Origin of the sequence: Pseudoduganella sp. RAF53_2 (assembly GCF_052113985.1) — a bacterium.
Taxonomy (GTDB): Bacteria; Pseudomonadota; Gammaproteobacteria; order Burkholderiales; family Burkholderiaceae_D; genus Rugamonas.
This window is the reverse complement of record NZ_JBFRDW010000378.1, coordinates 1-13,658: the sequence shown is the minus strand read 5'-3', so window position 1 is coordinate 13,658 and position 13,658 is coordinate 1. Positions and strand designations below refer to the sequence as shown.

Sequence of the window (13,658 nt, the reverse complement as noted above, 5' to 3'; positions counted from 1 at the left end):
GCTTGACAGCCTTGCTGAGCGCTTGCACGCTCATGCCCACGTCCGCTGCGGCCGCGCTGAAGCCACCGGCGCGCGCCACGGTCGCAAAGAGTTCCACCGCCCTCGCCTTGTCCATCGTCCGTTCCGTGTATCCCGAAGCAAACGATGGTAGCATGGCCGCGACGGAGGTCGACCATGGCAAAGCGAACTCTCGTAGAAGGACTGGTACAGGGCGTCGGCTATCGCTACGCTTTTTCGGATCAGGCGGAAGCGCTGGGCTTGCGCGGCTGGGTGCGCAACCGGGCCGACGGCACAGTGGAAGCCTGCGTGCACGGACCGGATGAAGCGATCGAGCGCATGGTCAGCTGGGCGCAGCGTGGACCTTCCGCAGCGCGCGTCAGCAAGGTGACTGTCAGCGATTCGGATGAAGCGCCAACTGAGCGCTTCGATATTCGCCCCACGGCCTAGTTACAGCCAGCGCCGCACGCGGGCGCAGTATTCGGCGTAGCGCTGGCCGTAGCGTGCGTGCATGGCTTCTTCCTCGAAGCGTACCTGGATCTGCGCCAGCACTTCGCACAGCACCCACACCACGAATACCGGCCAGCTGCCGATTACCAGCAACTGGCCGAGCATGATGATGCGCACGCCCAGGTAGATCGGGTGGCGCGAAATGGCGAACGGTCCACCAGTCATTAACTCGCCGTCGTCGACGACACCCATGGCCCAGCTGCGGCCCATCGACGCTTGCGCATAGACGACCCACGCCGGACCGAGCACCATCATCAGYAGGCCAAGCCAGCGCAGACTTTCGTTATCCAGCAGCAGTGGGCCGGGATTGCCTGTCGCCGTGTAGAAAACCAGGTAAATTATATCCACCAGCGGAATTCCAAGGTAGAAGCAGCGCGCCACGAAATCACGTGGGCCTTGGCCGTGCAGGAAAGTAAGCTTCATGCGGCCGGCAAGATATGAGCGCAGTGTGACTGCCAGCAGCCCGAAGACGACAGCGTGCGCAATGGGGAAGTATCGCCAGAACATGGCGTTATGATCGCACAGCGCCTCCGGCTCACGTATGAATTCTATGCAAGATCATCTTGAATAATGATCGCTTCTGCGCAGCGCCTGCTGATGGCATGCTTCGGCTTTGCGTCACAAGGAATTCGCCGTGCTACGCCATGTCTTCACTACCGTTGCGACTGCGCTGGTCGCCATGTCCATTGCCATCTGGCTTAAGCTGCCAATGCCGCAGATTACGATGGTCAGCGTGTTTATCCTCATGCAGCCACTGACGCGGCAGGTGCTCGCCAAGAGCTTGTACCGGATGATCGGCACAGTGACCGGCGTGGCCGCCGCCTGGCTGCTGGCGCCGCTGTTTGCGCAGACGCCTGAGCGCCTTTTGATGGCGCTGGGCGTCTGGGTCACGCTATTCACGGCCGCCGCGGCCTTCAACCGGGATTTGCGCGCTTACAGCATTGTGCTGACCGGGTACACACCGCTGCTGATTGGCATTCCAGCCACCATGGAGTTGCATCACGTACGCGTCGATGCACTCAGCCGCCTCGCCGAAGTGGGCTTGGGCGTGGCTTGCGCGGCCATCGCCGCCTTGGCGCTCGGTCGCCGCGCAGTGATGCCCGCGCCACTACATTCGCCACCCGCGCCACCTGCCCCGGCGCCCGCGATGATGCTGCCGGCGGGCGCGCGTACGGTGCAGGCGTCCTTGGCTGGCCTGCATCCCGCTATCGCGATGCTGGCCATGGGCACGCTCTGGCTGGCCACCTCGTGGCGCGGTGGTGCGATGGCGACGCTGAACGCCACCGTCGATTGTGCGCTGGTGGCGCTGGCCGCGCATCCCGTGCGGGCGGCGCTGCAGATGTCGTCGGGCACAGTCGGCGCGGTGGCGATGGCCCTGCTTCTGAAGGCCTGCTACCTCTGGCTGCCATTGCCGCCAAGCCTGCTGCTGGCCCCAGCACTGGCAATCGGTGCATGGATGACGGGCCGTGCGCAGACGCTCGGACAAGGCCTGGGCTACTGTATCACTCTAAGCATGCTCGCCTACCCCGGCGCGGCCCACAATGACCAATATTTGTACGACAGCGCGGGCCTGGTGTTTTCGGTCGCCGTACTGACGGCAGTCTGCGCGGTATTATGGCCACTTCGCCAACGCGTTAATCCAATATGAACTTCGATCGCATCGATCTGAACCTGCTGCGGGTGTTTAACGTCGTATTTGAAGAACGCAATCTGCTGCGGGCGGCGAAGCGGCTGAACCTGAGCCAGTCGGCGATCAGCCATGCACTGGGCCGCTTGCGTGAAGCGCTGGGCGACGAGTTGTTCGTCCGCACCGCCAACGGCATGCAGCCCACAGCGCGGGCGCAGGCGATGGCCACGCCCTTGCGCAATGCGCTTCAGCAGATCGGCAATGCGCTCGGCGAAGAACCGTTCGCACCCGCCACCGCGCTGCGCGATTTTGTGGTGGCGGCAAATGATTACATCACCTTGCTGCTGCTGGATCGCCTCAGCGCACGCCTGCAAGCACTGGCGCCGCAAGTCAATCTGGTGATTCGGCCATCGACGCGGATTGACCTGGCTGGCCAGCTTGACCTGGGCAGGATCGATATGGCGATTGGCGTGTTTGCCGACGTGCCGCCGCGCTTCAGTGTCATGCCGCTGTGGACACAGACCGATATGCTGGCCATGCGCCCCGATCATCCGCTCGCGCAGAGCGGCGTGAGCGCGGCCGATATGGCGCAATACGGATTGATGGCAGTCTCGCTCGGCGGACCGGAAGAAGGCGCGGTGGATGGCTTCCTGTCCGAACGCGGCCTGGCCCGCGAGTCGGATATGTTCGATCGCGCGGCACTGCCGGACGGCCTGCGGCTGCGCATGCTGCTGCCGCATTCGCTCGCGGTGCCATCCCTGCTGCGCTCAAGCGATATGCTGGCCATTTTGCCGTCGCTGCTGTGCGAACTGTTTGCGGCGCGCGAAGGCTTGTGCACTATGCCACTGCCTTACGAATCACGCAGCCGCCAGGTGCAAGCGATCTGGCATACGCGCGGCGATGACGATCAGGGACTGGCCTGGCTGCGCACGCAGCTGCCCTAGGGCACCATGACGGTCGCCTGTCCGGCGAAATTGATCTGGATTACGCCAGCCCAGGCGCACATCAGCTTTGAGGTAGCGTTCAAGGCAGGCATGCTGCCGATCAGCACTGTTGGCGAACCTGGCACCCAGGGGCCGGCCGGAACCGGCACGCAAAGCATCGGCGTCAGCACGCCTAACGCGGCGGCGGTGGCGGTGATGACGGCAGGATTGGACGGACTGCTGCACATACCAAATGGTGGAACGTTGACTATAGGTATGTTGTCCATGATGGTCGCGGCTGGCGGGCCACCGGTCATGGTGCGGTTGGCGGGCAGCACRTTCAGAGCGCCCGGCGCGGCGCCGAAGCTGCATTGCATTAATGCTCCCGAACATACGCACTGGGACATTTACCCTCCAGTTAATAGCAATTATTAACTTACAAATTTATATCCAATAATAATCTAATTCCAAATCGAAATAATATAAAACCGCCCCGAGTCTAATCCCGGGGCGGTTTTAATGCAAATTACCAGGAAGCGTTCAGGGTATATTTGCCACTGGTGGCGCCGGTGCCACCACTGTAATAGATCACTTTGGCATACAGATCCATGGAGCTGGAGCCAGTGTTGGCCTTGCTGACCGTGTCCACAGCGCCCTTGCCATTGACGCTGGAGCTCAGCTTGGTGCCCGCCGAGTTGTACAGTTCCAGGTCATAGTCCGAGCTGGAGTTCGGAGTCATGGCCACCGTCAGGGTCTTGCCGGCCGGCAGAGTGACCTTGAAGTAGTCGACGTCCGTGCTTGCGCTCATGGTGGCGTTCACGGTGGTGTTGGCCGTCGAGATCAGGTTGGCGGTAGCTATGGTGTTATTGCTTTCCGTCTCGCTCATCGTTGGACCGGTCGCGGTCAGGATCTTCTGCGCCTCGAACTTGGCCTGGTAAGTGTTCGCATAGCTCAGGTCGCCAGGGAAGAGGTTTTTGGCGGCATTCACGATAGCGGTCGCCATGGCCGGCATCTTCACGTTGGCGCCGAGGCCAAAGTGGGCTTCCAGGATGATCTTGTCGATGTTGGCGCGTGGCTTGCCGGCGGCGATCAGGTCCACCATGGCCAGGTACAGCGGTGCCGACCACAGTTCGTCGGACTGGAAGGTCACGCCGTTTTCGGTCACCGAGGTGTGGGCGGCGTAGGTCTTCGAAGCGTTGTACTTGGCGTCCGAGCGGTTCAGCATGCGGCCTGCCCAGCAGGAGCCGTGACCGTCCCAGCTGAAGGCCCACTCAGGATGGTAAGTCTTGCCGTTCGGGGTGCTGTAGGAATAGGACGCCGCCCAGTAGTCGCCGAAGCCCTCGCCCATCGCGCCGGTATCGCCGCCGCTCCAGCTGGAGTCGATGTTGGCCTGGATGCCATGGCCGTACTCGTGCAGGATCACGTCCGCATCTTCGCTGTCGTTCACGCAGCCATGGCCGAAGGCCAGGTAGTCGGAGCCTGGCGAGCCGCCGCTGTAGTGCGAGTTGTCGTCGCCGTTGACGCCGTTGGTGTCGACATCCAGCGGGCGGTTAATGATGGACTTGGTGCCGGTAAAGCCCAGCGACTGGATGTAGCGCTGGTTCTGATCCAGGTGGAAGTAGACGTTGGTGTCGTCGAAGGCATCGTTGCCGCGTTTGGCCGTCCACACGCCGTTGGTGGTGGTGCTTGGTGCGGTGTTCGGGGCCTCGATATCCTTGATGTTGACGTACGGGCCGCTCAGCTTATACACGCCGCTGGTCACGGTCAGATCGTTCAGGGACTTGGTCGAGTAGGCAGCATCGAAGGCCGAAGCAGCCGAGGTGTCGGTCAGCGCATCGGTATTCAGCACGGTACGTGGATCAGGATCGAACACATAGCCGCTGCCGTTGATGCCGGAAGCGGCAGCCTGCACAGCGGCGGCTTGGTTGGCTGCAGCTTTCGGTGCGCCGGCATCGGACTTGCCGCGGATCTTCGCATCCGCGGTGGCTGAGGCGCGGTCAAGGGTTGCGCCGTCCAGCTTGCCGCGCGCCGAGATGCTGCGCTCGCCGCTCTTGTTGGTGCGCGGCAGCGAGGTGCTATAGGAATCAATCAGCGTGCCGTCGTGGGCGTTCAGGAACTGCACGAAGCCGCCGGTCGGCATTTCAGCTTCGATCCGCACCTTCCTCGCGAGCTGCACACCAYCCTTCGCGCGTACCCAGACCAGAGTGGTGGTCGGCACGCTCACCAGCTTGTGCTGGACCTTCATATTGTTCCAGCCCTTGTCCAGCGCCTGATCATCGCTGATCTGCTGCTTGTTGTAGAGCTGGTTCACGGCATCCGCATCGTCCTTGCCGGAGATGCTGAGCGTTTCGTTGAAGATTTTCTGCAGGCTGCCATCCTTGCCGATCGAAACCACGATCTCAGCACGGTCCACCGGCAGGCCGCGCAGCATTTGTTGATAGTAGTAGTGCTTGCYGGTCAGCGATTCGGTGACGCGGGTCAATACCAGGTTCTTGAGATCGGCAGGCAGGCCGAAGCGCTCTGCATTGTCGTGCAAGACCTGTTCCGCCGAGACGGCTTTCGTACCACTGAAGAAGGTCAGGTTGTCGACCCTCTTGTCGGCTGCGTTCGCGTAGCTTGCGCAAGCCAGCATGATCATTGTGGCGATCGTGGTGCGTGTCGTTTTCCGCATAGTTTAGAAACGCGTGCGGCGAGTATATGTCGAAAAAGTAGAATATATTTTTGAAAATTTTGATTAAAATCACACAGTGTCGCTTTTGCATCAGTCAAGTGCGCACGCACAACAGCGGAGCCGTTTTATGAAGAAAATTCTTACTGCAGGTCTTGCCAGCGCGCTGATTTTCGGTTGTGCGAGCGCGCAGCAGGACGCTAGCCAGGACACCGAACCCCAAGTCACTTCGGAGGTAACGGACATCGTGGCGCGCATTGCTGGCGGCTCAGCACCGCAGGACCGTTTCACCGAACGGGGTGCGGCGATGACGCTGGCCAGTGGCACGGCGGCGCGCCAGTTGAAAGGTTGCGATGCGCCCTCGCTGCGTTTGCTGGATCGCCGGGTCAAAGGCGAGGACCGCCAGTACCTGTACCGCCTCAATTGCGGGAATGCGGTATGGCTACTGGAAGTCGATTACAACAAGGCGTCGCGCATCAACCGGATGGAATTGCGCCCTTCTGAATAGGTGCGCGCGGGGCTGGACTTGCCCCATTCAGTGTGGTCAGATATGCATTAACGGAGCCAGGAGAATCGCATGGATGTCATCACTACTGCAGTGACGGCTGGTGCCAGCGAAGGAGGCATCAGCGCAGCCTACCAGATGTTGAAATCCCGGCTGGCGGGGAACTCTCCCGCCGTGGCGGACGCAATCGCCGATGTGGAACAAGATCCCGGATCGCAGTCCCGCCAGTTCGCCCTGTCCGATGCCCTGGCCTCCGCCGGCCTGGCGGGCGACCGCTACTTGCGGGCTGCTGCGCGCAACCTGATCGACGAGGTTGAGAAGCGCGCCCGCAGCCGTTTGATTACGCAACCGGCTGCAATTGAGCCGGCCGATACGCCCAACCATGCAGTCATGAAGGTCTGGTTTGCCACCGACCGCGAACTGTCCGGCGATCGCCATCCGGCCCGCCTGTTTGGCGGAGCACGCGGCCAGCTGCGCTATGGTTCCTGCGATGTGAGCATCCCGCGCGAGCACCGCATGGGCGAACTGGAGTCACCCTCGTTGCTGCGGCTGGAGTTCCATGAAAATCCCGAGCACCACGTGATGCTGATGGCGGTCGAACTGATGGACGCCTCGTACTGCTTCGGCCAGCTGAAGGACGCAGTCGCGGCAGGCGGCGAGAAAAGCGCCCTGCTCTTCGTGCACGGCTACCGCACCAGTTTTGAAGATGCCGCGCGGCGCACCGGCCAGCTCGCTTATGACCTTGGCTACCAGGGCGTCCCGATTTTTTACAGTTGGCCCTCGCAAGGCAAGCTTTCGGGATATATAGTGGATGAGACCAATGTCGAATGGACATTGTCGAACTTGAATACGTTCCTGATCGAATTCCTGGAACAGAGCGGCGCCGAGCACGTGTACCTGCTGGCGCACAGCATGGGCAACCGCGCCATGACGCGTGCGATGATGAACCTGAATGCATCGCGGCCTGAGCTGGCAGCTCGTATCCGCGAAGTGATCCTGACCGCGCCGGACATCGATGCCGACGTGTTCCGGCAGCAAATCGCGCCGGCGCTGGCGAAGGCTGCCAACCCGGTCACGCTGTATGCCTCGTCGGAAGACGCGGCGCTGCAAGCTTCGAAGTCGGTGCATGGCTATCCCCGCGCCGGGGAAAGCGGCCCCGGGCTGGCACTGGCCCCGGGCGTGGAGACCATTGATGTGACCGGGATCGATACCGGTTTCATCAAGCACTCCTACTTTGCCGAGCGGCGCTCGGCGCTGAGCGATATGTATTACCTGATCCACGAACATGCGCGGGCCGCCGACCGTTTCGGCCTGCGTGCCGTAGACAGCGGGGCGGGACGCTATTGGGTGTTCCGCGATTGAGGAGAAGCAGCATGACCGCCTATGCCAGCGCCTCGGATGAGGCCATATTCTGTGTCGATCGGCTCATGCAGTACATGGGCGACGATGACAAGGCGATATCCAATGTCGTGAAGATTGTTCGCGACGGTATCGGACCCGGAGTCGAACCGCTGAACATGGCGGGTGAAGCGATCCGGGACGAGAAATTCATGGAAGCGCGCCGCATCCTGCACAATCTGCGCGCAACAATTGGCGCGCTCGGCGCCAAACGCTTCGTGGCCGCGTCACTGGCCTTGGAGCTGGCCCTGCAAGAGGGGCGCATGATGGAAGTTCCCTATCTGTTCACCGCCCTGGAAGGTGAGCTGAAACTGGTGCTGGACTACGCCGGCGCCTGGCTGGACCGTCATTCCGGACGTGCCTCAGCCCGTTAATTCTTGTTACAAGTTTTACCCCCTTGCGCTGGTTTCTTATGATGCAGCGCAATACGCCCGTGCTAAGATCGCCAACAATTTGTGAATTTGGCAGTCTTGCGCCGCCTCGTGATTCATCGTGCGCCGTCCTGTGGCCATAGTGCCTACAATGATGGAACGGCATGCCGAGAGTTGATTTTAGGCAATAAACTGGTATACTCGTGATGGTGGGCATGCTGATTGCCTGTCAGGCGCGGGATGACGTTGTGCCTGCGGCACCGGAAGTCCTCGCACTGGCCCAGCAAGTTGGCAAGCACGGTGGCGCGGCCGCCGAGCGCCGCCTGCGCGAATGGTCGGACCAAGGGTCCGCCGTCGCGACCCGTGAATTGGGCATGCTGTACCGCAACGATACTGCCAAGCGCGGCGAAGCCATGCGTCTGTTCGAAAAGGCCGCCCGCGAGGGCGATCCGGAATCGGCATTCCAATTGGCGGAGATGTACCGCACCGGCAATGTGAGCAAGGAAGAAGCGACCGACAAGGCCTGGCCCTGGTATGTGCAAGCCGCGGAACACCGCCATGCACAGGCGGCGCTGACCCTGGCTTCCCTGGCCCGCAACGGTGAAGGCGCTCCGCACAGCGATGCGGAAGTCGCCAAGTGGCTGGCGGCTGCCGGCCACGTCAAGTAAAGCGGCTGCATGGACAGGCTGCGCGCGCTCGAAGTGTTTGTCGAAGTTGTGCGCAAAGAGGGCTTCGCGCGTGCCGCCGAATCCCTGGACACCTCCCCTGCCAACGTTACCCGCTACATCAGCGACCTCGAATCCCATCTCCAGACCCGACTGCTGAACCGCAGCTCGCGCAAGATGTCGCTCACACCGAGCGGCGAAGCGCTGTTTGAGCGCGCCCGTTCCATCCTCGAAGAGGTGCAGGAGGCGGAAGCCATTGTGTCGTCGGCCGCCCTGCATCCGCGCGGCGTACTGCGGATCAATGCGCCGCTCAGTTTTGGCGTATTGCAGCTGGCCCATTTGTGGCCAAAGTTCATGCAGCAGCATCCGGATGTACAGCTGGACATTTCCCTGATCGACCGCGTGGTCGATATTGTCGAAGAAGGCTACGACATGGCGATCCGCATCTCGCGCGCCGGCTCGGCCAGCAATGTGGCGCGCAAGCTGGCCACGTCGCGCAATATCGTGTGCGCTTCGCCGGACTACCTGGCGCGGCGCGGAATACCGCGCACGCCGGCCGATCTGCAGCAGCATGAATGCATTGTCTACAGCTACAACCCCACCGGCGACGAATGGCAGTTCTCCGACGAGGCGGGCAAGCCGCATCCGGTGAAAGTCCGTGGCGCCATGCATACCAATAACGGCGACACCGCGCGGGCTGCCGCGCTGGGCGGGATGGGCATCATCTGGCAGCCAAGCTTCCTGATCGGTGCCGACCTGCGTGAAGGGCGGCTGGTGCCGGTGCTGCCCGGCTATCGGCTTCCTGACATCGATGTGCTGGCCGTCTATCCCAGCCGCCGACACCTGAGCGCCAAGGTGCGCGCCATGATCGATTTCCTGGTCCGGGAGTTCGAAGGCACGCCGCCCTGGGACCGCGTCAACTAAGCAAGTCCTTTGCGCGGCGTCAATGAGCGCCGCCGCCGCTTCCCTACGCTGGAGTCTTTGCCAGCTGAGGAGAAGGTCATGTCGAAAAGCATTACCGTTGCCGCCGGTGTGGCACTTGCCATTCTCGTCGCCTGCCAACGCATGCAGCCCGCCGATAAACTGCTGGAAGAGGCGCGCGGCTTCCGCGCTCGCGGCGACTTCCGGGCTGCCGTCATTCAGTTGAAGAACGCGGCCGAGCAATCGCCTGAAAACGGCTCGGTGCGGCAGCTGTTGGGCGAAGTGTACGTCGAACAGGGTGATGCCGTCTCGGCAGAGAAAGAACTGAAGCGCGCCCTGGACCGTGGCCGTCCCCGCGCCGAAGTTATTCCTTATCTGGGCAAGGCCTTGCTGCTGCAAGGCGAATATCAGAAGCTGCTGGATGTGCTAAGCAATGACGGCAGTAGCGCGATCGTGCTGGCCCTGCGCGGCGAGGCTCAGCTTGGCCTGGGCAAGCCGGATCTGGCGGCTCCCCTGTTCCGCCAGGCGCTGCAAGCGCGTCCGGACAGCATGGACGCCCTGCTCGGCCTAGCCCGGCTGGCAATGGCGCGCGAGCGGCAAGACGAAGCCATGCGTTATATCGAGCAAGCGATCGTCGCCCAGCCGCGTGAAATCGACGCGCTGCGCTTCAAGGGTGATTTGCTGCGCGCTCAGGGACGGCTGGAGGCGGCTCGCCTGGCCTATGAAAGCGTACTGAAGCTCAGGCCCAATAACCTGCAGGCACGCATCGACATTGCCAATCTCGCCATTCAGGCCGGACAACTGGAACAAGCCCGGCAGCAGATCGCTGCCGCGCGCAAGAGCCAGCCCAATAGCCTGCTGGTCTACTATGCGCAGGCAATGCTGGATTTCCGGGAAGGCCAGAATAAGAGCGCGCTGACCCAGGTGCAGCAAATTCTGCGTGCGGCGCCGGATCATGCGCCAAGCCTGCTGCTGGCCGGCGCCATCGAAACGGCCATGGGTTCCTTCACGCAGGCGCGCGGCCATTTGCAAAAGTTTCTAGAAAGCTCACCGCACCATCCTTATGCCACCCGGCTGCTGGCGGCTGCAGCGCTGAATGCGCGCCAGCCAGAAGAGGCGCTGCACTTGTTACTACCCTTGGTCGGAAGCGATGCGTCCGATGCGGATGTGCTCGCACTGGCTGGTGAGGCAGCCATGCAATTGCGCAAATTCGAGCAGGCCGCCACCTACTTCGAACGCGCCAGCGCGCTCGCTCCGGACTCAACTCAGCTGCAAGCGGCGCAAGGCCTGAGCCATCTTGGCACAGGCGAGCACAAGCGCGCCATCGCCGAACTGGAGCAGGCGGCCCGCACATCCGGCGCCGGCTCGCGCGCCGGCGCGTTGCTGGTCATGACGCACTTGCGGGCACGCGACTTCGACAAAGCCATGCAACAGGTCGAGGCCATGCTCAAGCAAGGCGACAACCCCATGGTGCAGAATCTGCGCGGTGGCGTGCTGCTGGCCAAAGGCGATCTGCACGGCGCGCGTGCCGGTTTCGAACAGGCACTCAAGCTGGATGCGCAGTACATGCCTGCCTTACAAAACCTCACCCAGCTCGACTTGATGGAAAAGAAACCGGATCAGGCGCGCAGGCGTTTGAACGAGGCTCTGGCCCGCTCCAGGGACAGTCTGCCGCTGATGATCGCCCTGTCGAAGCTCGCCGCCGGTCAGGGCAATCAGGCTGAAGCCGTCAATTGGCTGGAAAAGGCCTGCGCCGCGCACCCGAATGATGTGGCGACGTCCACCATCCTGGCGGCGGCCTATCTGCGCAGCGGCGCCCGAGAAAAGGGTATGACGCTGGCACGCAAGCTGCACGCCGCCAATCCGGCTAATGCTGAAGTGCTGGCCCTGCTGGCGAGCGCTGAAGCAGACAGCGGCGAGCATGCCAATGCGCTGGAAAGCTACAGCAAACTCGCCGTACTTCAGGCCCGTTCGGCAGCTGTGCAAATGCGCATCGCGTTGGAACAGCTGGCGCTGAAGCGTCCGCATGACGCAATGGTTGCCGTTCGCCGCGCACTGGCGCTCGAACCGGATCGCGATGATGCGCTCGCCCTGGCCAGCGCCATGTTGATCGATGGCGGCGCGCTGCCGGAAGCCATCAGTCTCGCCCAGGGCGTGCAACGGCGCCGTCCCAATGATGCACTGGGCTTCAAGCTGGAAGGCGACGCACTGCAAGCCCAAGGTAACGTTGAACAAGCATTAAAGCGCTATGAACGGGGCTTCGAACTGATGCGCACAGGCCCGCTGCTGATCTCGATCCATCGCGCCCTGCGCGCGTCCGGCAAGCGCCCTGCGGCCAATGCGCGCATGGACCAGTGGCAGGATAAAAATCCGGCCGATGCCCGCACGCGCCTCTACTATGCCAGCGCGCTGGTACAGGACCGCGACTTCCACGCCGCCAGCACTCAGTACGAACGCTTGCTGGAGGTCGGTCCAAACAATGCGCTGGTATTGAACGACCTTGCCTGGTGCTATCTGCAACTTGCCGATAAGCGTGCGCAAGGCCTGGCCGAGCGCGCCTTCAAACTCGCGCCGCAAAATCCGGCCGTCGCGGACACGCTGGCCGCGGTGCTGACCTCGCAAGGCCAGGCCACGCGCGCACTTCCTCTGCTGAGGAAAGCTGTCGACCAGGCGCCCGCTTCAGCCGATATCCGCTTCCATTACGCACAGGCGCTGGCACAAACCGGCGACAAACGCGCGGCGCGTATACAGTGCGAACAGCTGCTGGCCCTGCATGATCTTCCTCAGCGCAGCGAAGTGCAGGCGCTGATGGCCAAACTGTAAGGACATCTTAACCTGGCCCGTAACGGCCGGGAGCGATGATGTGCTGCGGGTCCAATGCGTCTTTGACACGCGCTACAGTACGCCAAAAGCTGTCGTCTCCATTGTCCAGTTTATCCATCGATTGCTGCCCCACGCGGTAGGGAATGTAGCCTGCGGCCATCATTTCCTCAAACAGCTGGTCGTGGCAGGCGCGCGCGCGGGCCGTTTCAGCCGCATCTTCCTTATCGAAAGCGACGGTCAGCACGCCGCCCAACGCGCGCTCGTTGATCATGCTGAAAGTCGCGAACAGATCGAACTGGTGCGCACGGAAAATGCGATCGGCCAGGGAGCTGGCCACCAGCATATCGGCGCCACGCATCGGCAAAACGGGCGAAACCCACAGCAGACCGCAGTTATCAAGCGCAGGATTGGCGCCTTGCGGGAAGCCTTTTGGCAAGCCACCCCGGCGGCGCCAGTAAGCCCCCGCCAGAAATCGCCCATTGGGAATGCCGCGGTTCATGTCGAATAGCGAGCGGCCCAGCGCCACGCGCGCGCGCAGCTTGTGTGCCAGCGCACCCTTGCCCAGCATTCGCACCGCCATCTCGCCCAGCGCCAGTTTGCGCTCGTCAAGAAACTGAACACGCGCCCTGGTTGGCGCCAAAGCCATGCGCACCGCTTTCCGCGCAAAGGCCAATTGCGCGGTGCTGCCGTAAAGCGCCCCTGACACGGTCCAGCTCCCAATGCCCGCCGACTTCCGCAGTTGCTGGCGCACTTCGTCGGGCAGCCGCGATGCGCCAGGCGCGAGCTGATGCGGAAAGGTCATGCCGCCCGAAATCACGCGCAAGTCATTGCCGATATGCAGAATGCTGCGCAGGATACCGCCCATACGCAAGGGCCGCAGTGCATCGACCACCGCTGCGATATCGCCGTGCTCTTCAACTGAACACAGGAAATGGTTGATCGCCTGCGTCTTCGGCATCAGCCACAGGCCGAGACTGGTGACGATGCCCAGATTCGCCTGCGTGAACAAGCCATCCAGATAAGGCCCCACGCCATACGGAAAGATGCGCTGGTTAACGGCGGTGGGAAAATGGCCAAAGCCCGTGTTCAGCACCTCGCCATTGCCCAGCACGATTCTCATTCCGGCCACGTTCTGAAAGCGGTTGCCGTAGGGCGAGTGGCCAAAGCCGCGCTCCAGGATATTGCCGACGAGGCTGGTGTCCGGTCCGCCCCCCGTGCAATCCATCCTCCGCCCCCCGTGCAATCCATCC

At 62.2% G+C, this 13,658-nt stretch carries 14 protein-coding genes; 9 read left to right on the top strand and 5 right to left on the bottom strand.

The annotated features are described in order from the left end of the window. Positions 1 to 115 (bottom strand): helix-turn-helix domain-containing protein (locus AB4Z11_RS20535; protein WP_442027313.1); only part of this gene is annotated, 115 nt, incomplete at its 3' end. Between the two features lie 59 nt (positions 116 to 174). On the opposite strand from AB4Z11_RS20535, the gene AB4Z11_RS20530 reads away from it, so the two are divergent. Further along, on the top strand, positions 175 to 447 hold the full coding sequence (locus AB4Z11_RS20530; RefSeq protein WP_442027312.1) for an acylphosphatase: 273 nt from the start codon (positions 175 to 177) through the stop codon (positions 445 to 447). Here the strand turns inward: AB4Z11_RS20530 and AB4Z11_RS20525 are convergent, their stop codons facing one another. Continuing rightward, entirely contained in the window at positions 448 to 1,014 is a 567-nt protein-coding gene (locus tag AB4Z11_RS20525; RefSeq protein WP_442027310.1) for a methyltransferase family protein, read from the bottom strand. Between the two features lie 127 nt (positions 1,015 to 1,141). Between AB4Z11_RS20525 and AB4Z11_RS20520 the strand changes: the two genes are divergently transcribed. Together AB4Z11_RS20520 and AB4Z11_RS20515 are read left to right on the top strand one after the other, a co-directional pair. Next, positions 1,142 to 2,155, top strand: coding sequence for an FUSC family protein (locus AB4Z11_RS20520; protein WP_442027308.1), 1,014 nt, complete (start codon positions 1,142 to 1,144; stop codon positions 2,153 to 2,155). After that, a complete protein-coding gene (locus AB4Z11_RS20515; RefSeq protein ID WP_442027306.1) occupies positions 2,152 to 3,078 on the top strand; it encodes a LysR family transcriptional regulator in 927 nt (308 codons plus the stop codon). The genes AB4Z11_RS20520 and AB4Z11_RS20515 overlap by 4 nt, the downstream gene beginning before the upstream one ends. Here the strand turns inward: AB4Z11_RS20515 and AB4Z11_RS20510 are convergent. Continuing rightward, positions 3,075 to 3,464 (bottom strand): DUF4280 domain-containing protein, encoded by a 390-nt coding sequence (locus tag AB4Z11_RS20510; protein WP_442027304.1) that lies wholly within the window; start codon positions 3,462 to 3,464, stop codon positions 3,075 to 3,077. The genes AB4Z11_RS20515 and AB4Z11_RS20510 overlap by 4 nt on opposite strands. A gap of 119 nt (positions 3,465 to 3,583) precedes the next feature. Beyond that, positions 3,584 to 5,728, bottom strand: a complete 2,145-nt coding sequence (locus AB4Z11_RS20505; protein ID WP_442027302.1) for a pre-peptidase C-terminal domain-containing protein — start codon at positions 5,726 to 5,728, stop codon at positions 3,584 to 3,586. 127 nt (positions 5,729 to 5,855) lie between these two features. Between AB4Z11_RS20505 and AB4Z11_RS20500 the strand changes: the two genes are divergently transcribed. The 6 genes from AB4Z11_RS20500 (at position 5,856) to prsT (ending at position 12,408) form a co-directional block, all read left to right on the top strand. Further along, complete coding sequence (locus AB4Z11_RS20500; RefSeq protein ID WP_442027300.1) at positions 5,856 to 6,233, top strand: hypothetical protein; 378 nt, start codon at positions 5,856 to 5,858, stop codon at positions 6,231 to 6,233. Between the two features lie 69 nt (positions 6,234 to 6,302). Beyond that, a complete protein-coding gene (locus AB4Z11_RS20495; RefSeq protein WP_442027299.1) occupies positions 6,303 to 7,592 on the top strand; it encodes an alpha/beta hydrolase in 1,290 nt (429 codons plus the stop codon). Positions 7,593 to 7,603: 11 nt separating this feature from the next. Next, positions 7,604 to 8,002, top strand: coding sequence for an Hpt domain-containing protein (locus AB4Z11_RS20490; protein ID WP_442027297.1), 399 nt, complete (start codon positions 7,604 to 7,606; stop codon positions 8,000 to 8,002). Between the two features lie 212 nt (positions 8,003 to 8,214). After that, the gene (locus AB4Z11_RS20485) at positions 8,215 to 8,667 is read left to right on the top strand and encodes a tetratricopeptide repeat protein (RefSeq protein WP_442027295.1); all 453 of its coding nucleotides are present in this window, start codon (positions 8,215 to 8,217) and stop codon (positions 8,665 to 8,667) included. A gap of 9 nt (positions 8,668 to 8,676) precedes the next feature. Continuing rightward, positions 8,677 to 9,588: a LysR family transcriptional regulator gene (locus AB4Z11_RS20480; protein WP_442027294.1), complete on the top strand. Its 912-nt coding sequence runs from the start codon at positions 8,677 to 8,679 to the stop codon at positions 9,586 to 9,588. A gap of 78 nt (positions 9,589 to 9,666) precedes the next feature. Continuing rightward, complete coding sequence (prsT, locus tag AB4Z11_RS20475) at positions 9,667 to 12,408, top strand: XrtA/PEP-CTERM system TPR-repeat protein PrsT (protein WP_442027292.1); 2,742 nt, start codon at positions 9,667 to 9,669, stop codon at positions 12,406 to 12,408. A 7-nt stretch (positions 12,409 to 12,415) separates the two neighbouring features. On the opposite strand, the gene AB4Z11_RS20470 is transcribed toward prsT, so the two are convergent. Next, positions 12,416 to 13,658: FAD-linked oxidase (locus tag AB4Z11_RS20470; RefSeq protein WP_442027291.1), on the bottom strand; the 1,243-nt coding region annotated here is incomplete at its 5' end.

Bases quoted from the DNA above. Each gene is read 5' to 3' on its own strand.
- AB4Z11_RS20485 (WP_442027295.1), top strand. From the start codon at position 8,215: ATGCTGATTGCCTGTCAGGCGCGGGATGACGTTGTGCCTGCGGCACCG.
- AB4Z11_RS20495 (WP_442027299.1), top strand. From the start codon at position 6,303: ATGGATGTCATCACTACTGCAGTGACGGCTGGTGCCAGCGAAGGAGGC.
- AB4Z11_RS20500 (WP_442027300.1), top strand. From the start codon at position 5,856: ATGAAGAAAATTCTTACTGCAGGTCTTGCCAGCGCGCTGATTTTCGGT.
- AB4Z11_RS20480 (WP_442027294.1), top strand. From the start codon at position 8,677: ATGGACAGGCTGCGCGCGCTCGAAGTGTTTGTCGAAGTTGTGCGCAAA.
- AB4Z11_RS20530 (WP_442027312.1), top strand. From the start codon at position 175: ATGGCAAAGCGAACTCTCGTAGAAGGACTGGTACAGGGCGTCGGCTAT.
- AB4Z11_RS20515 (WP_442027306.1), top strand. From the start codon at position 2,152: ATGAACTTCGATCGCATCGATCTGAACCTGCTGCGGGTGTTTAACGTC.
- AB4Z11_RS20490 (WP_442027297.1), top strand. From the start codon at position 7,604: ATGACCGCCTATGCCAGCGCCTCGGATGAGGCCATATTCTGTGTCGAT.
- prsT (WP_442027292.1), top strand. From the start codon at position 9,667: ATGTCGAAAAGCATTACCGTTGCCGCCGGTGTGGCACTTGCCATTCTC.